Source organism: Marvinbryantia sp., assembly GCF_047017445.1.
In the GTDB taxonomy this organism is placed as follows: domain Bacteria; phylum Bacillota; class Clostridia; order Lachnospirales; family Lachnospiraceae; genus Marvinbryantia.
On the sequence record NZ_JBKXTT010000012.1, the window covers coordinates 72,205 to 90,452 of the forward strand.

An 18,248-nucleotide genomic window follows, 5' to 3' on the forward strand; every position below is an offset into this window, starting at 1 on the left:
TACCAGGAGAAAATCGGATGAAGGATTTTTTGAAAATTGTCTATTCTTATGCGCTGATGGTGTTTCTTTTTCCGCTGCGGCTGTTTCCTGTGAAAAAAGACAGGCTTGTGTTTGCGGGGCTGACCGGCGGGGATGCTTACGAATATAGCTGCAATCCGAAGTATATCTGCGAGCACATCCGCAGGGAATACCCGGGAAGGTTTGCGCTTTACTGGGTTGTGGCGGATCCGAAGCGCTATCAGGGAAAAGAGGGTGCGGACATCACATTTCTGAAGCATTACAGTCTGCGTTCCTTCTATTATTTAATGACGGCGAAGGTGATCGTGACGAGCGGATCCTACGCGCCGTGGTTTCCGTTTCGGAAACAGCAGTATCTGATCAACACCTGGCACGGCGGCGGCGCTTATAAGCGTCTGAAGGATAACTACGAGGATGCAAACAGGCTGCAGCGTAAAAAGCTGGCATTCTGCGCGGAGAATATCAGTTTGTTTCTGTCCACCTGCAAACGGGCGACGGACTATCTTTTTCGCGGGGCGTTTCATTACCAGGGCGAGATCCTGGAGTGCGGGATGCCGCGCAACGATAGTCTGGTGACGGGAGATACAGAAGGGCCTGCAGCAAGGGTGCGGGCATATTACGGTATTCCGCAGGAAGATAAGCTGGTGCTCTATGCGCCTACCTACCGCACGCCCTCGCAGAGGATCGTGCTGGACGGAGACGCTCTTCTGAAAACACTGGAGCGGGACGGCACGAAATGGCACATATTGTTCCGCGCTCATCGCTATCAGAACGGCGGGGCGTCCATCTGCGTGACAGGAAGCGGCATTCTGCAGGCGGGCGATTACCCGGATATGCAGGAACTTTTGTGTGCGTCGGATATGATGATCACAGATTACTCTTCAGCCGTATGGGATTATTCTTTCCTATACCGGCCCTGTTTTTTGTTTGTGCCGGATCTGAAAGAGTATCTGGAAAAAACGGGATTCTATACGGATATTCATCAGTGGCCGTTCGCGAGGGCGAAGAATCAGAAGGAACTGGAGAGCGAGATTATAAATTATGATGCGGAGGCCGCCAGAGAAGATATCCGGCGGCATCACCGCGAGATGGGAAGCTGCGAGAGCGGACATGCATGTGAGTGTGTGACGGAGCGCATACTGGAAGTATGTAAATGAAAAAGGAGACAAAACGGACGATGGGAAGCAATGTATATGGCGTAGTGCTTGCGGGCGGGATCGGCAGCCGCATGGGCAATATTGAAAAGCCGAAGCAGTTTATGGAGATCGGCGGAAAGCCGATTATCGTTCATACGATCGAGAAATTTGTGGTAAATCCTACCTTTGAGCGGATTATTGTGCTTTCACCGCGGCAGTGGATGAATTACACGCAGGACGTCATTCGCAGGTATATCCCGATGAGCAGCCGGATAGATGTGATCCAGGGCGGGGAGACGCGCAATGAGACGATCATGAACTCTATCCGTCATATTGAGAAAAATTATGGGCTGGATGAGGATACGGTGATCGTTACGCACGATTCCGTGCGGCCGTTTGTCACGCACCGGATCCTGGAAGATAATATCCGCTATGCAAAGGAGATGGGCGCCTGCGATACAGTGATCCCGGCGACGGATACGATCGTGGAAAGTGCGGATAATAAACAGATCACCAGTATCCCGAACCGCTCGAAAATGTATCAGGGGCAGACGCCGCAGAGCTTTCGCGCGAAAAAGCTGCGGGATGTTTATATGGCGCTGACGGAGGAGGAAAAGGCAATTCTTACGGACGCCTGCAAGATCCTGGTCCTGAAGGGAGAGCCGGTGTACCTGGTAGAGGGGGAAGTATTCAACATCAAGATCACGTATCCGCATGATCTGCGCGTGGCGGAGTCTTTGTTAGGAGGAAACTGATATGCTAAATACTGTTTATCAGCTAAAGGCTGCCAGACAGTTTGAGGTCGTATTTAAAAATATTGAGCTGGACGACCGGCATGTGCTGGTGCGCCCGACGCATCTGTCCATCTGTCACGCCGACCAGCGCTACTATCAGGGAACGCGCCCGGAGGCGGTGCTGCGCGCAAAGCTGCCGATGGCGCTGATCCACGAGGGGATCGGAAGGGTGGTCTACGACCCGACCGGCAGCTTTCGGATCGGGGATGAGGTGGTCATGATCCCGAACCATCCGTGTGAGACAGATCCGGTGATCGCGGAGAATTATCTGCGGTCGACGAAATTCTGCGGAAGCAGTAAGGACGGCTTTATGCAGGAGTATGTCTCTCTGCTGCCGGACCGAGTGGTATTGCTCCCGGAGGGGATCGACAAGATCACCGCGGCATTCACGGAGATCGTGACGGTGAGCTATCATGCCGTCCGGCGCTTTCTGCGCTTTTCGCATGAGAGACGCGATACGATCGGCGTCTGGGGGGATGGCAATCTTGGCTACATCACATCACTTCTGCTGAAAAAAATGCTGCCGGGATCAAAGGTGTATATTTTCGGCGTCAATCGCAATAAACTGAGCGATTTTTCCTTTGCGGACGACACCTTTCTTGTCTCACAGATACCGGAAGGACTGCAGGTAGATCATGCATTTGAGTGTGTGGGAAGCAGCGCCTCCGCGAAGGCGATCGACCAGATCATCGACCGCATCCGTCCGGAGGGGACGGTCAGCCTGCTGGGAGTCAGCGAGGATCCGGTGCCGATTAACACCAGAATGGTTCTGGAGAAGGGGCTGCGTTTCTTTGGGAACAGCCGCAGCGGCAGAGCGGATTATGAGGGGCTGATGAAGCTCTATGAAGAGAATCCGGACATTCCGTTTTATCTGGAGAACATCGTCGGCACACAGATGAAGGTGAACAGCATTCAGGATATTGTGAAAGCATTTGAGGCGGACATCCACAAGATGATCGGAAAAACGATTATGATCTGGAACGAATAGAGGACTTTCTATGAAGAAAATACTGATCCGGGCGCATATGTCGCCCTTTGATAACTGGGACGCGCAAAGCGTGCTGCGGGATGATAAGATCGGCACAAATGCCGGTAATATGATTTTTATTAACAGTATTATGCGTGCACTGATGACGGAGGATGTGCAGATCGACGTTTTTAATACCAGACGCGATCTGACGGATGAAAATGTCAGGCGCATCAATGCGGAGTACAGCTGTGTAATATTTCCGTTTGCAAATGCCTTTCGGCCTTCCTTTCAGTGGGAGCTCCAGACCATCACGAAGTTTATCAAAAAACTGAAGGTTCCCTGTATTGTGATCGGCGTGGGCATTTCGGCGACCTTTGCAAATCCGTTAAAAGAAAAAAATTCCTTTGATGAGACGGTGAAGGAATTTGTCAAAGCGATTCTCGATAAATCGGCGGTGGTTGGAACGCGCGGGGAGGAAACCTCGGCATATCTGACACGTCTTGGTTTTCGGGAGGGGAAGCATCACCGGGTGATCGGCTGTCCGTCGATGTTCTGGAACGGTGATAAGCTGCCGGAAATCAGGAAGAAGGAGCTTAACGGAAAATCGTCGGTGAGCGTAAACTGGAAGATCGACCTTCCGGAGCCGATTCACGCATTTATGCGCAGCAATGTAAAGCAGTTTGAGGATTTCACTTATGTGCCTCAGATCACGGACGAGATCAGACTGATGTATTACGGAACGCCGTTCCCGGAAGGAAAATATAAAAAGATCACTGAAGGGTACCCGGCGCAGTCGTGTCATCCCTGGTACATGCAGGACAAGGCGCGCGCCTTTGTGAACGTCCAGTCGTGGGTCGGATATCTGCGCGAAAAGGATTTTTCGTTCGGCAGCCGTATTCACGGAAACATTGCGGCGCTGCTTGCCGGAACGCCGGCTTATGTGATCGTGTCGGATTACCGTATCTCGGAGCTGGTGCGCTATCACAATATCCCGCATATCAATTATCAGGATTTAAAAGAAGAGGACAATATATTTACGCTTTATGACAAAGCGGATTATACGCGCCTGTATGACGGTCACAGGGAGCGTTTTGAGAATTACAGGGGCTTTTTGGAGGAAAACGGACTTGCACATACGTTTGACATGGGAGCGGACGAGACACGCCCCTACGACAGAAAGTTGCAGGAGCTGTCTCTGCAGCCGGCGCTGCAGCCCTTTTTCTCTGTCCCTGCACAGGAGCAGGCGCGCAGGCTTTCGGAGGCGTGGCAGGACAGAGAAATGCTAAGAAAGCAGTATGAAGAGGTGAAATCACTGGAAATGCTGCTGAAGCTCCGGCGGATGGATACGTATGTGAAATGGATTTTAAAGAAACTAGGCAGAAATAAGTAGAGGAATCGTTATGAAGTTGGTAAAGAAGGTTGTGCATGGCATTAGCTGGCGGGTGGCTGTGTTTTTCAGAAGATTGCTGGCGCGTTGCTATAATACTGCGACACAGAAGATATTGTACCCGCTCAGTTACCGGAAGTACAGCAGGGAAGCGGTGCAGAAAGATAAGATCGTGTTCCTGGAAATCCGTATGATGGAGCTGACAGACAATTTTCAGCGTATTTACGACGCGCTCCAGAGAGAGGGAAAGTATCGGTTTACGGTGTGCTGCATAGGCAGTGAGCTGGCGTCCCGCGGCCAGCAATGTAAAAACAGTCTTGCAGCGCTGAAGGAGATCGCCACCGCCAGATATGTATTCATTAATGACTCATCCTCTCTGATCAGCTGCATTCCGCTGCGGCCGGAGACAAAGGTCATCCAGACCTGGCATGCCTGCGGGGCATTCAAACGCTTTGGATTCAGCACGGCGCAGAAGCAGTTCGGCGGCTCCTATAAGCAGCTGATGCGCTTCCCTCTTCACAAAAATTTTTCGCTGGTGACGGTCAGCAGCCCGGAGGTGATCTGGGCGTATGCCGAGGCCTTTCACATGGAAGACCGCAAGGAGGATATTGTGGCGACAGGTATTAGCCGCACCGATGTGTTTTACGATCAGGCGGCGATCGCAGCGGCTTACGAAAAAATTCATCGTCTGGTTCCTGCGAGCAGGGATAAAAAAGTCATTCTCTATGCGCCGACCTACCGCGGGCGTGTGGCAAAGGCGTATTCCCCGGAAGAAATGGATCTGGAGCAGATGCATGAGGCACTTGGGGAGGAATATGTGCTGGTATTCAAGCATCACCCATTTGTGAAGAACCGTCCGGTTGTGCCGGAGAGCTTAAAGGACTTTGCAATCGATCTGACTGCGGATATGACGATCGAGGAGCTGCTGATGGTGAGCGACGTATGCATATCCGACTATTCCTCGCTGGTGTTTGAGTACTCTCTTTTTGAGCGCCCGATGCTGTTCTTCGCATATGATCTGGAGGAATATTACGATTGGCGCGGGTTCTACTACGATTACGCAGAGATGACGCCCGGTCCGACTTGCAAAACGACAGAAGAAATGATAGACTATATAAAAAATCTGGATACCAGATTTGACAGGCAGAAAGTGGTTGACTTTAAAAATAAATTTATGAGCGCGTGTGACGGACATGCGACAGAGCGGATCTTGGAATTACTATAGATGAAAATGGGAAGAAGCTTCCGGTTAGTATACAAAAATAAAAATGGAGAGAAAGAATATGGGTTTGGACAAAAAATTAACAGTTGTTATCAGCTTGATATCGGAAGGTTCGTTGCAGAACACGTTGGAAAGCATTTTTCGGAAGAATCCGGAAATTGCCAGTCAAACAGAAGCGATAATCTTGGATTTTGTTAATTCTGAAGAAAGCAGATGTGAGTGCCGTAAAGCTTTAGAAAACTTTTCAGATTGCGAAGTTATTTTAAAGGAGGCAAATAGACATCGGGCAGTACATTATAATGAGGAAGCACTGTCTGCGAAAGGAAAAAATATTGCGTTTATTAGTGCAGGAGAAATGTATACGGATGGGGCTGTTCAAAAAGCAGTAAAAATGTTTGAAGAAAAACAGGTGGATGTTGTCAGCGTGCGTCCGGTTTTTATCGATATGCAAGGCAATACCATAAATTATGCGATTGCTCCGCAAAAAACAAAACGAATGAATGTTTTTAATGAAACGAAAAATATGCAGTTTCAGTTGAAGGGTTATTTTTTTAAGAGGGATATCTTTCAGACGATTCAGTTTCAAGAGGATATGGGGATAGAATTTCCATATATTTTTTTGATGAAGCTGTTTTTGAAAAAACCAGAGTATTTTTTCCTGGCAAATGATTGTTTGAAATATTATATTGGTGAGGAAGATGACTTCTCAACAAATCTTTATCAGTATCAGATGGAATGGTATAGCTGGTCTGTGAGACATGTGCTGACTCCTTTTGTGCGGGATTACGGTGGAGAAACATATGAACAGAGACGTTTTGTGATGGCATGTGTGTTGTATTTGATGTATGCAAAATTTCATTGCAATTCAAACGACAGAAACAAGAATATGCTTGATCGGGAACAGCTCTCAGAGTTTTTAAAAAACTGTCAAGAGCTGTTAATGTATATTGATGAAGACATTATTTTACAGAAAATAACAATTGGAACCTATAACATTCCAAGATCCCTAAAGTTCTTCTTTATAAGGCTGAAAACAGAAAAACTTGGCGTACCATATCGTATCATTGATATGGGGTCGGACTTTGCCGTTAAAATCAACAGACCTGAAAAATTGGGTGGGGTTATAAACGAGTTTGAAAAACTTAGTACGATAAAAAAGATTAGTAGAGAGACAGTTTTAGTACATGCGATCAATCTGAGAAACTCCTGTTTAGAAATAGATGCGGTAACAACGCTTTCTGATTTCTTAGATGCAGATCAGATTCAGATTTTTGCTGAAATTGATGGGCAAAGAATTGACATTACACCGACGCAGGCTTACCCTCTGCTAAAATGCTTTGGTGTAACATATGCACGTAAATTCCCTTTCCATATCAGCATACCATTAGATAAGGAAAAGCGGAAACAACAGATTACATTTTATCTGATAGTAAATGGCAGAAAATGCAAACTGGGTCTTTCCTTTCCAAAGGCGGCAGGGAGACTGTCAAACGCTATCCCGGGACATGGTTATTGGGAATATGCGCCAAACTGTATTTTATACAGGTATCAAGGCTCTTTATGGACTTTGAAAACCACTGCGTTACGGAAGCTGGTGCGTGAGCTGAAGCTTTGCCGGGAAATTATGAAAAAATGTGTTGATAAGAAGACAGCACATGATGCGGTAAAACTGAGAGTTTTGTACCATTTGGCAAAACCATTTTATAAAAACAAAAGAATTTGGCTGACATTTGATAAGATTTATAAGGCAGGAGATAATGGAGAATATATGTACCATTATCTGCATGAACACCAGAAAAACATCAAAATCTTTTATGTTATTCAAAAAGACAGCCCGGATTATGAAAGGATGAAAGCAAACGGAGAAAATATACTGATTCATGAATCACTGAAGTGTCAATTAATGGCGCTTTTGTCAGAAACTGTTTTGGCCACGCATGCTACTATTATTTCGTATTGTGGGCTGCCTAAGAAAATACAGCCTTATATAAGAGATCTTTTCAATGCAGAGCTGGTATGTATTCAGCATGGACTGACTATTCAGAAGATTGCTCAATATCAGGGAAGAACATTTGACAACACAAACTTTTATTGCTGCGCTTCAAAATATGAAGTTCAGAATATTATGCACCCGATATATGATTATCGCAAAAGTGATATTTCGCTTGTGGGAATGGCAAGGTATGACGGTCTGAAAAATAATGACCAGAAGCAGATTCTGATAACACCAACGTGGCGGCGAGACGTTGTAAACAGCGGAATTGCGTATGTAAAAAAGACCCATAATACGCACTTTAAAGATAGCGAGTATTATCGCATTTACAATGGCTTAATTAATGACGCAAAGCTGATTTCCTGCGCAAAAGAGTGTGGGTATCGGATTATTTATCTTCTGCATCCGGCAATGAGCGCGCAATCGGTAGATTATGAACGAAATGATTATGTTCAGATCGTGGAGGCAACCGGGAATATGAGCTATGAAAAAATACTAACAGAATCCAGTCTCATGGTTACAGATTATTCGGGTGTACAGTTTGATTTTGCGTATATGAGAAAGCCGATTCTTTATTATCATCCAGATACGCTTCCGCCGCATTATGAAGCAGGGGGATTGATTTATGAGACAATGGGGTTTGGCCCTATATGTCAAAATCATGAGGAAATCGTGGAGAATCTTTGCGAATACATGAAAAATCAATGTAAGATGAAGGAAATGTATGTAAAACGTGCGGACGACTTTTTTGCATATGATGATTTTGAAAATTGTCATAGAATATATGAGGCAGTAGAAAACTATATGGATGAAACTAAAAGGGGAAAAATGAATGGATACTGCTAAGAAAAGAGATTATTTTTTTGATAATGCCAAGTTTTTGCTGATAATGTTGGTAGTGCTGGCACATGGTATTTCTCAATTAAAAAGCTACTCAAGAATAGCAACTATGCTATGGTATATAATAAACACCTTTCATATGCCAACCTTTATTTTTATATCGGGGTATTTTGCAAAAAGCTACGTGAAAGATGACAGATTTAATATACAAAAGCCTTTTACGTATTTGATGTTATATGTTTTTTCGCAGATAGCAGTGACGGCTTTTGAAGTCCTGGTATTGAAAGAGAAGATAGACTACAGTTTTTTTAAAGCAAGAAGTTCACTTTGGTTTTTACAAGGTCTTGTAGCGTGGCATATTTTGTTGCCGTATTATGCAAAATTGAAAAGAGGGTTTGTAATTCCTTTTGCATTTTTGTGCGGTCTGTTGGTGGGATACGATAGAGCGGCAGACGGGACATTTGCGCTGCAGCGTGTAATGGTTCATTTTCCGTTTTTCCTATTGGGTTATTACAGCACAAAAGAGAATATTGAAAAGTTATTGAATAAAAAAGGAATCAAGCTTGCGGCAGCATTGGTGTTTATTGGATTCGCAATGATTGCGTACAAGTACGCAAAAATGATTCCGGGCAGGATTCTTGAATGCAGCTATAATTATTTTGCGATTGATAACATTGGAATTTCTTCCGTTTATTTATACTGGATCGCAAGGGCGCTGTTTTACGTGTCTGCTATATTGCTTGGAGGAGCATTTCTTGTATGGGTGCCCAGAAAACAAACATTTTTTACAAAATTTGGAAGCAGAACACTTCAGGTATATATTCTGCATCGCTTCTGGTATTTGGCCTGGCTGAAATATGAGTGGTGGAGAATGTTTACTTCTGATATAGGAAAAATTGTGCTGGTGATATTGCTCGTTGCATTTACATTTTTGCTGTCTTTAAAAATCTTTGAATATCCGTTTAAGTGGGTGATGGGAATAAAAATTGCTCCTATTTTGAAGAAAGAAAAATAAAAAACAGGGTAAGGCTTTTCGAAGACCTTACCCTGTATATTATGATGAAACCTTTCGAAGTTGGAAACTGTCAACCATACGTTTGAACATTTCACTCAAATCTACAGTCGCGTTCCAGCCGAGACTGCGGAGTTTTGAACTGTCCAATGCGATGATCATTTCTGGATTGTAGCCATATGAGGATATTTCGCTCGGAGTATCAAAGCACACAGAAATTCCGCTGTCTGGGAAAATATCACATACCAACTGAGCCATTTCACGAATGGAGCACTTTGTATTTTCGTTTGTCACATTATAAGCCTGTCCGGGAATTCCGCGTAAAAGGATATAAAACAGAGCAGCAATAGCGTCTTTGGTATAGCAATAGGTACGTACCGTGTTGCCTGCCGTATGAAGCGTGATATTTTTGTGCTCTATCGCACAGCGTGCAAATTCCGCAAATACTCTTCCGTCGTTGTAGTCGACTCCTGCACCAAAGGTTTGAGAAAGCCGTGCAATTTTAACAGGAATGTCATATTCAGAGGCGTATGAAACACAAAGACATTCCACCATACGTTTTCCCTCGGAATAACTGCTTCTTACTTGAAGAGGATCAATATACCCATAGGAATCTTCTTTAATGGAACCGGCATCTTTGTCAGGGATGCCATATACCTCCAGTGAGGAAAGATAAAGAAAACCTTTTACATGTTTATTTCTTGCAAAGTCGAGGATGTTTTTGGTACCGTCGATAGCTGTTGTAATGGTTTCCACGGGCCTTTCAACAAAAAATTTAGAACTGGTAGCACTGGCGCCGTGTATAATGTAATCGACTTCTTTGTCATAGCGGATGGTATCGTTAACGTCGCCGATAACTAACTGGAAATTACGATGTTCAAGTAAATTGCCAAAAAGCTTTTCTGCTTTTTTTATATCGCGTGCGAAAGCTAAAATTGTTATATTTGTGCCGACAAGCCGATTCGCACAGGCAAGCATTTTAACGATCTGCGAACCTATCAGACCTGTAGAACCTGTGATAAAAACAGTGGAATTTTTCAAATCATCTAATGGCAGAATCCGAACCAGTTCTTCAAGATCCTGCTGCAAAACAGAATCAACCGGGCTTTCTAAGACAGAAGTAGTCATGATATAATCTCCTTATTTTAATTTTGACTGTTTTTTCAGAGCTTCATTAATGCGGGCTTTGTTTCTTCCGGTCAGACCGAGTCCAAAAGCCTGTTCATTTTCCTGGTATTGTAAAAGCGCACGGAACATATATACATCTTCTGGAGTAGTAACCTTAATATTTCCCCGATTTCCAGAAATCATATGTGCCTCAATACCCTGACTTTTAATGATGGTGCATGCGTCTACCATATTTTCATAGCGTGTCGGTCGTGCGCGTACAGTGTCATGTGCTGCAATGATATCCTTTAAATAAAAGCTTTGCGGAGCCTGCGCTGCATACGTACTTTTGCGGTAGGGTACAGAATCAACGGATGTACCGTCTTCACTGATTAAAATGGTTTCAAAACAGGGAGTGGAAGTAATTGCATTTCCAAATTCTTTCACGCCGCTGATGTTGGCAGAAATAGTATCATAGGAGACAAAAGGACGCACACCATCGTGAATTAGTACGATGGAGTCGGGAGCATTTTCTGATTCGGCTTTTTTTAACGCGTTGTAAATGGTATCCTGTGCGGTTTCGCCGCCCGGAAGAATACAACGTACCTTGCTGATGTGATATTCTTCAACAAGCTCTTCCATATAATCGATATAGTCCTCTAATACGGCAAGATAAATTCGGTCAATGTCTTCATGATATTCGAAAAGCTGTAGTGTGTGTATAATGACAGGCTTTCCGTTTATTTCCAAAAATTGTTTCGGGACACCGGTACCCATACGGATGCCGCTTCCGCCTGCAAATATGATGGCAATATTCATAAGTAGCCCTCCTGAAGTATTGTGTGAATAACTTTAGTTTATTCTAGCATAATGCGCAGAAAAATACAATTTTAAACAAAGGTAAAAATCTTACGAGTGTAAATTCTTTTTTGCATTTCAGAGTATCCTTCCGTCTTTCTTTGTTCAGTCCAGCCCGTATTCTTTCAAAAGTTCTTGATAATAAACTGGATCGGAGGCAATACGTTCCAGATCAGCGATACGTCCATCCTGCACCAGGAGAAGAGCAAGCTGGGTAGCAACTTTTTGTGCATCAGCAGAGCCTTTGGAATAGCCTTCAGCGGAGCCTTTGGAATAGCCTTCAGCAGAACCTCTGGAATAGCCTTCAGCAGAGCCTTTGCTGTAACCCTCCGCAATACCTTCATTTCTGGAGCAGCTCATATCCATAAAATAGCGTTCTCTGCTTTCTGCCTGCTGTTGGATTTTTTCTTTTTCGGAAAGTATCTTAAGATGACTGGCAGCTTCCCGGATAGCGTTGTTGTTTTCAGCGATCATGCGGATATCCTCCCATGTTTTTGCTCTGAAGAGGCATGCCCAGTGATAAAGCTCTGAGACACGCTCATTTTCCGTTGCGTTTTCTAACTGATTTAAGTTTAACATGCGCAGAAAAAATATTTACTGAAAATATGATGATGGCGTGTGGTTGTGATGTTCAGTCCAGCCCATATTCTTTCAAAAGTTCCTGATAATAAACTGGATCGGAGGCAATACGTTCCAGATCAGCGATACGTCCATCCTGTACCAGGCACAGAGAAAGCTGGGTGGCAGCTTTTTGTGCATCTGCAGAGCCTTTGGAATAGCCTTCAGCAGAGCCTTTGCTGTAACCCTCCGCAATACCTTCATTTCTGGAGCAGCTCATATCCATAAAATAGCGTTCTCTGCTTTCTGCCTGCTGTTGGATTTTTTCTTTTTCGGAAAGTATCTTAAGATGACTGGCAGCTTCCCGGATAGCGTTGTTGTTTTCAGCGATCATGCGGATATCCTCCCATGTTTTTGCTCTGAAGAGGCATGCCCAGTGATAAAGCTCTGAGACACGCTCATTTTCCGTTGCGTTTTCTAACTGATTTAAGTTTAACATACGCAGAGAAAAATTTCTACTGAAAATATGGGGATGGCGTGTGTTTGTGAGCAGGTATTCACTGTAAAAATCGTCCATATCAGAGAAGGGCGGATCGGACAGGATACCGATATGGATGGCAGGAAGAAGCTGGCTGTAATCCTGTCCGCTCTTTATGTTGCAGAAAAGGCGGCAGAGATAGAAAAGCGCGCGGTTGCACCAGTTATCGAGATGCCCCATCTGCATCTCCAGGTTGATCAAACGGTTGTTGTTCAGTTTTACACGCACATCCATGATACAGGTCTTATCGTCAATGGATTCTCCGAGTATGATCGGATTTGTGATGACACATTCTATAATTTCTTCATAGGGAATCGGAAGCAGGGCGGACAGCAGAAGTTTGAGCGTTTCATTACTCTCCTGCAGCACTGCGCGGAACATATAATCGTTGGTCAGGCCGTATCGGATCGGACCGGATGCATGATTTAGATAGTCGAATTTATTTGTCATAGGGATACTCCTTTATGCAGATGAAAAGTAACAGGAAACTGTGGTTGAAGCGTATTAAAAATCTTAGTACGAAAATAGTATCATAAAAATAATAAAAAGTCAATATATAAAAAATAATTATCATAAGATATATAGAAATATGGGAGAACATGAAAAATGAAGATATAGGGACAGTGCGTGCCTGTAAGCGGCCGAAATTAGGAATTGCCGGATAAGGTACATAGACATCGAAATAATTTTCTGAAAATTCTATCCACTTGCGCTTGCAATGAGTAAAATTCAATTAAATAGTTAATCTTCTTTTGGCTGAAAAGCTGAATGATGACTTGTTGACGGTTTCGGTGGTCCGGGAGGGAAAGCCGGAAGGACTGTTTCGGAGCCTGGTGCAATACGGATTTATTTACGGTTGAAAAGAGGTTTGAAGGCGTATATTATGTGAATGGACTTCATCTCCCGGCACAGATCGTTGTGACAAAGGAGCTTGACCATAAAAGGCACAGGAGTTTAAGGGTTCTTTCAGAGGATGCGCTGGAAGAAGACGCCAGGGTGTTTATATAGGATGCCCGTAAGCTTACCGATCAGGGCGATTTTATTAATGTGGATGCGATCCTGCAGGTGAGTGTGTCGGTAAATTATGATCTGTATAATGAATTGAAAAGGAGTTTCCAGAGATGTGTGAAACGATGAAAACATTAATGAAAGATGAAATGATGGAAGTACAGAGAGAGGGAGAAGTGGTAGGAGAAGCAAGAGGCGAGATGAAAAAGGCGAAGGAAACCGCCTACAAGCTTGCTATCATGAACTTTCCGGTAGAAAAGATAGCAAAGGTTGTAAAAGGCGCTTCGGAGATGGTGAGAAGAGGGCTCTCCGAGAAACCGTCTGCGGCAAGGTAAGAAATAAATGGTAGAAATGTAGATGCCCCCTGTGGTTTGGATCACTGAGAGACTGACGATTTGGCCACAGGAGGTATTTTTATGTTCATAGGTTAGCATTAACTATTTGATAGTATCCACACGAATCGGCATTCTTTGCGAGGTAAGTAGGTAATCATCAGGCAAATTGGCGGATCAGGGAAGAAATTCCAGCATTATGACATTTGATAGTTAGTCCAGCCCATATTCTTTCAAAAGTCTCTGATAATAAACTGGATCAGAGGCAATACGTTCCAGATCAGCGATACGTCTATCCTGCACCAGGAGAAGAGCAAGCTGGGTAGCAGCTTTTTGCGCATCTGCAGAGCCTTTGGAATAGCCTTCAGCGGAACCTTTGGAATAGCCTTCAGCGGAACCTTTGGAATAGCCTTCAGCAGAACCTCTGGAATAGCCTTCAGCAGAGCCTTTGCTGTAACCCTCCGCAATACCTTCATTTCTGGAGCAGCTCATATCCATAAAATAGCGTTCTCTGCTTTCTGCCTGCTGTTGGATTTTTTCTTTTTCGGAAAGTATCTTAAGATGACTGGCAGCTTCCCGGATAGCGTTGTTGTTTTCAGCGATCATGCGGATATCCTCCCATGTTTTTGCTCTGAAGAGGCATGCCCAGTGATAAAGCTCTGAGACACGCTCATTTTCCGTTGCGTTTTCTAACTGATTTAAGTTTAACATACGCAGAGAAAAATTTCTACTGAAAATATGGGGATGGCGTGTGTTTGTGAGCAGGTATTCACTGTAAAAATCGTCCATATCAGAGAAGGGCGGATCGGACAGGATACCGATATGGATGGCAGGAAGAAGCTGGCTGTAATCCTGTCCGCTCTTTATGTTGCAGAAAAGGCGGCAGAGATAGAAAAGCGCGCGGTTGCACCAGTTATCGAGATGCCCCATCTGCATCTCCAGGTTGATCAAACGGTTGTTGTTCAGTTTTACACGCACATCCATGATACAGGTCTTATCGTCAATGGATTCTCCGAGTATGATCGGATTTGTGATGACACATTCTATAATTTCTTCATAGGGAATCGGAAGCAGGGCGGACAGCAGAAGTTTGAGCGTTTCATTACTCTCCTGCAGCACTGCGCGGAACATATAATCGTTGGTCAGGCCGTATCGGATCGGACCGGATGCATGATTTAGATAGTCGAATTTATTTGTCATAGGGATACTCCTTTATGCAGATGAAAAGTAACAGGAAACTGTGGTTGAAGCGTATTAAAAATCTTAGTACGAAAATAGTATCATAAAAATAATAAAAAGTCAATATATAAAAAATAATTATCATAAGATATATAGAAACATGGGAGAACATGAAAAATGAAGATATAGGGGACAGTGCGTGCCTGTAAGCGGCCGAAATTGGGAATTGCCAGACGGCCGAAATTGGGAATTGCCAGACGTTGACATCTTATTTGATTAATATTATAATACGCGTATGACCGTTTTCCGGGACAAACGCCCGGAATATGATGAATAGGCGGAGGAACTCTGGTTATGAAAAAAGTAATTGCAGGATTTTTGAAATACCGTTTCCTGCTCATGGAATTAGTAAAAAAGGGGATTAAATTAAAATACAGGCGTTCCTATCTTGGAATTATATGGACGCTGATCGAGCCGCTTCTGACGATGATCGTGCTTACGATTGTATTTGGTACGCTGCTTGGAAACAAGTCGGAGACGTTTCCGGTATATATTCTGACCGGCAGGCTGTTATATTCTATGTTTTCGGATTCCACGAAGGCGGCGATGCGTTCGATACGTTCAAACAGTGCAATGATCAAAAAGGTTTATGTTCCAAAGTACCTGTATCCGCTTTCCAGCGTGATCTTCAACTATGTGATATTTCTGCTGTCGCTGGTAGTTTTGTTTATCGTTGCGCTGGTAGTTGGAGTTTATCCGACATGGTACCTTCTTCAGGCGGTAGTGCCGCTGCTGAACCTGTTCCTGCTATCTCTGGGGATCGGCATGATTTTAGGCACATTTTCTGTGTTCTTCCGGGATCTGGAGTATATCTGGAATGTTGCGCTTATGCTGATTATGTATATGTGTGCGATTTTCTATTATCCGGAGAGACTGCTTGAGTCGGGATACAGCTTCATATTGAAGTATAATCCGCTGTACTGTATTATTGATAACTTCCGTTCGGCTGTATTTGGTTCCCCGATGAATACCGGATATTTGCTGTATTCCTTTGGGTTTGCTATTGCCGCTCTGGTGATTGGCTTTGGGGTATTTTATAAAAAACAGGACAGATTTGTTCTGCATATCTAGGAGAAAAGATGAGTAATACTGCGATAAAGGTTAATGATGTCAGCATCCGTTTTAATCTCAGCAGTGAGAAAACGGATAACTTAAAGGAATATGTGATCAAGCTTCTGAAAAAAGAGATTAAATATGATGAATTTTGGGCGCTGCGGGATATTTCGTTTGAACTGAAAAAGGGAGAGCGCCTTGGAATCCTGGGATTGAACGGTGCTGGAAAAAGTACGCTCCTGAAGATTATTGCCGGGGTATATAAGCCGACGGTGGGTACCGTGGAGAAGCATGGAAAGATTGCGCCGATGCTGGAGCTTGGCGCCGGATTTGATATGCAGTATACCGGGGCGGAGAATATATTTTTGTATGGTTCGGTTCTGGGATTTTCGCGTGAATTTCTGGAAGAGAAATATGATGAAATAGTAGAATTTTCGGAGCTGAATAAATTTATTGATGTTCCGCTGAAAAACTATTCTTCCGGTATGCGCGCAAGGCTCGGGTTTTCGATTGCCACAGTTGTAGAACCGGATATTTTGATCCTGGACGAGGTTTTATCCGTAGGAGATGCAAAATTCCGTAAGAAGAGTGAAAGAAGAGTCATGGAAATGTTTGATAAGGGCGTAACGGTTCTGTTTGTATCGCATTCGCTGGAGCAGGTTCAGCGCCTGTGTGATAAGGCGATGATACTGGAGCATGGACAGATGATCGCTTACGGAGATACGGCAAAGGTGTCAAAAATCTACGAGAAGAAAACCAGATAGAAGTGAGGAGATAGTATGGGAGTTTCACCAGAGACGCATTACGAAAATGCGAAAAATGAATTGGAAATCCTGGATGTGCTGATTCAATACCGGGATATTGCAGAGACATACCGTACTGCGGCTTCGGAGATGAAAGCGGCCGGGGACTATAAGGATGCCCCGGCATTAGCAAAAGAATATCTGCGAAAAGCGGAAGAGACGGAGCAAAATGGCAAAGAGCAGTTATATGTAAAGGCATGCGATCGGATGCAGCAGGCGCATTCCTCGATAGACCGGAAGCTGGCGATCGATTTGTTTGAGCGGATCAGTGGATATAAGGATGCCGACGCGCTTGCAGAGCAATGCCGGCAGAAGAACAAGAAGAGCAGTCAAAAATCCGGCATTAAAAATATGCTGGTTATTGCCGGATTGGGGATTTTGATTATTTGTGCTGCCGCATTTCTTTTTTCGCCGCAGCGAAAATATAACCAGGCGCTTGCTCTGATGGAGCAGGAGGACTTTTCCGCAGCGCAGGAGATATTGGATGGCCTGGAAGGATATCGTGACAGTGAGGAAAAAGTTTCGCTGTGCAAAGAAAAAATAGCTGAGCGTAAGCGGGCGGAGGGATTGAAGAATCTATCGAAGGCAAAGGTTGGTGCGGAGGCTGTTTTTGGACCATATACCTGGAAGGTCCTGGAGAAGGATGATGAGGCGATGATCCTGATCGCGGCTCACTCCGGGAAGGTCAAAGAGCTTACAGAGGTTGCCTACCATGAAAACGATGAAGATGTGACATGGGAGAACTGTTCGCTGCGGCCATGGCTGAACGGCACATTTCTGGAGGACTTTACGGAGGAAGAAAAGGCCAGGATCCTGCTGACAGATGTAAAGAATGAGGGAAGCAATCCATACGGAATTGACGGAGGGGCGGATACGCAGGATTATGTGTATCTTTTGAGTGCAGAAGAGGCGCAGAAATACGCGGAGGAGATAGCTTCGATAAATCTGAACTGGCTGCTGCGGACGCCGGGCAATGCAAAGGACACGGTTGCCTATGTAAGCTCGGATCATGCGGTAATGGAATATGGGTGTCCGGTAGATTGGGACAAGTTTGACATCTGCCCGGTGATCAGGGTATCGGTAAAATAAGGGATGTTAAATATCGGATGTCGGAATACTTTGAAGTTATAGTCGAAACGGCTGGAATCAGCAATATTATATTGCTGATTCCAGCCGTTTAAATGGATATGCTCCCATGTTCTGGCTTTGATAAGATTTAAAAAAATTATTTAATTGTTTTAGCAATAGTCTCAATTACTTTGGGCGCTTCTTTTACAATCACTTCCCCCGCTTTTTTGATAAGATTCGATATACCACCACGAAAGGACGGGCTGTTTGTTATACGGTTAAGGTCATTAATATTCATATGTTTCCTCCTCG

General features: G+C 44.3%; 17 protein-coding genes. 11 read left to right on the forward strand and 6 right to left on the reverse strand.

From position 1 onward, the window contains the following. The first annotated feature begins 17 nt into the window (after nt 1-17). The 7 genes from ACLU9Q_RS13950 to ACLU9Q_RS13980 are packed head-to-tail and all read left to right on the forward strand — an operon-like array spanning nt 18 to nt 9,375. Entirely contained in the window at nt 18-1,175 is a 1,158-nt protein-coding gene (locus ACLU9Q_RS13950; RefSeq protein WP_412625490.1) for a CDP-glycerol glycerophosphotransferase family protein, read from the forward strand. Beyond that, nucleotides 1,172-1,909 carry a 2-C-methyl-D-erythritol 4-phosphate cytidylyltransferase gene (locus ACLU9Q_RS13955; protein ID WP_412625491.1) on the forward strand — a complete coding sequence of 246 codons (738 nt, stop codon included), beginning with the start codon at nt 1,172-1,174 and terminating at the stop codon, nt 1,907-1,909. The genes ACLU9Q_RS13950 and ACLU9Q_RS13955 overlap by 4 nt, the downstream gene beginning before the upstream one ends. A gap of 1 nt (nt 1,910) precedes the next feature. After that, on the forward strand, nt 1,911-2,936 hold the full coding sequence (locus ACLU9Q_RS13960) for an alcohol dehydrogenase catalytic domain-containing protein (RefSeq protein WP_296835425.1): 1,026 nt from the start codon (nt 1,911-1,913) through the stop codon (nt 2,934-2,936). Nucleotides 2,937-2,946: 10 nt separating this feature from the next. Further along, nucleotides 2,947-4,308: a polysaccharide pyruvyl transferase family protein gene (locus ACLU9Q_RS13965; RefSeq protein ID WP_296928523.1), complete on the forward strand. Its 1,362-nt coding sequence runs from the start codon at nt 2,947-2,949 to the stop codon at nt 4,306-4,308. Nucleotides 4,309-4,318: 10 nt separating this feature from the next. After that, a complete protein-coding gene (locus ACLU9Q_RS13970) occupies nt 4,319-5,530 on the forward strand; it encodes a CDP-glycerol glycerophosphotransferase family protein (RefSeq protein ID WP_296928525.1) in 1,212 nt (403 codons plus the stop codon). A 58-nt stretch (nt 5,531-5,588) separates the two neighbouring features. Continuing rightward, complete coding sequence (locus ACLU9Q_RS13975) at nt 5,589-8,366, forward strand: CDP-glycerol glycerophosphotransferase family protein (protein ID WP_296928527.1); 2,778 nt, start codon at nt 5,589-5,591, stop codon at nt 8,364-8,366. Further along, nucleotides 8,353-9,375 carry an acyltransferase family protein gene (locus ACLU9Q_RS13980; RefSeq protein ID WP_296928528.1) on the forward strand — a complete coding sequence of 341 codons (1,023 nt, stop codon included), beginning with the start codon at nt 8,353-8,355 and terminating at the stop codon, nt 9,373-9,375. The genes ACLU9Q_RS13975 and ACLU9Q_RS13980 overlap by 14 nt, the downstream gene beginning before the upstream one ends. A 39-nt stretch (nt 9,376-9,414) precedes the next feature. On the opposite strand, the gene ACLU9Q_RS13985 is transcribed toward ACLU9Q_RS13980, so the two are convergent. From ACLU9Q_RS13985 to ACLU9Q_RS14000, 4 genes are all read right to left on the reverse strand, one after another. Continuing rightward, entirely contained in the window at nt 9,415-10,500 is a 1,086-nt protein-coding gene (locus ACLU9Q_RS13985; protein ID WP_296928530.1) for an NAD-dependent epimerase/dehydratase family protein, read from the reverse strand. Nucleotides 10,501-10,512: 12 nt separating this feature from the next. Continuing rightward, the gene (locus ACLU9Q_RS13990; RefSeq protein ID WP_296928532.1) at nt 10,513-11,298 is read right to left on the reverse strand and encodes an IspD/TarI family cytidylyltransferase; all 786 of its coding nucleotides are present in this window, start codon (nt 11,296-11,298) and stop codon (nt 10,513-10,515) included. A gap of 144 nt (nt 11,299-11,442) precedes the next feature. After that, a complete protein-coding gene (locus ACLU9Q_RS13995; RefSeq protein WP_412625493.1) occupies nt 11,443-11,916 on the reverse strand; it encodes a hypothetical protein in 474 nt (157 codons plus the stop codon). Nucleotides 11,917-11,968: 52 nt separating this feature from the next. Next, entirely contained in the window at nt 11,969-12,883 is a 915-nt protein-coding gene (locus ACLU9Q_RS14000) for an Rpn family recombination-promoting nuclease/putative transposase (protein ID WP_412625495.1), read from the reverse strand. 671 nt (nt 12,884-13,554) lie between these two features. Between ACLU9Q_RS14000 and ACLU9Q_RS14005 the strand changes: the two genes are divergently transcribed. Next, nucleotides 13,555-13,776, forward strand: coding sequence for a hypothetical protein (locus ACLU9Q_RS14005; protein WP_412625497.1), 222 nt, complete (start codon nt 13,555-13,557; stop codon nt 13,774-13,776). A 210-nt stretch (nt 13,777-13,986) separates the two neighbouring features. On the opposite strand, the gene ACLU9Q_RS14010 is transcribed toward ACLU9Q_RS14005, so the two are convergent. After that, nucleotides 13,987-14,973 (reverse strand): Rpn family recombination-promoting nuclease/putative transposase, encoded by a 987-nt coding sequence (locus tag ACLU9Q_RS14010; RefSeq protein ID WP_412625498.1) that lies wholly within the window; start codon nt 14,971-14,973, stop codon nt 13,987-13,989. 333 nt (nt 14,974-15,306) lie between these two features. Here ACLU9Q_RS14010 and ACLU9Q_RS14015 point away from each other — a divergent pair, with 333 nt between their 5' ends. From ACLU9Q_RS14015 to ACLU9Q_RS14025, 3 genes are read left to right on the forward strand one after another with little or no spacing between them, the layout of a single operon-like run. Then, entirely contained in the window at nt 15,307-16,083 is a 777-nt protein-coding gene (locus ACLU9Q_RS14015) for an ABC transporter permease (protein WP_296835402.1), read from the forward strand. An 8-nt stretch (nt 16,084-16,091) separates the two neighbouring features. Next, nucleotides 16,092-16,829 (forward strand): ABC transporter ATP-binding protein, encoded by a 738-nt coding sequence (locus ACLU9Q_RS14020; RefSeq protein ID WP_296835401.1) that lies wholly within the window; start codon nt 16,092-16,094, stop codon nt 16,827-16,829. A gap of 15 nt (nt 16,830-16,844) precedes the next feature. After that, nucleotides 16,845-17,957 carry a DUF6273 domain-containing protein gene (locus ACLU9Q_RS14025; protein WP_296835399.1) on the forward strand — a complete coding sequence of 371 codons (1,113 nt, stop codon included), beginning with the start codon at nt 16,845-16,847 and terminating at the stop codon, nt 17,955-17,957. Nucleotides 17,958-18,093: 136 nt separating this feature from the next. Here ACLU9Q_RS14025 and ACLU9Q_RS14030 read toward each other — a convergent pair whose 3' ends face one another. Further along, nucleotides 18,094-18,234, reverse strand: a complete 141-nt coding sequence (locus ACLU9Q_RS14030; RefSeq protein WP_296906282.1) for a hypothetical protein — start codon at nt 18,232-18,234, stop codon at nt 18,094-18,096. Nucleotides 18,235-18,248: the final 14 nt, after the last annotated feature.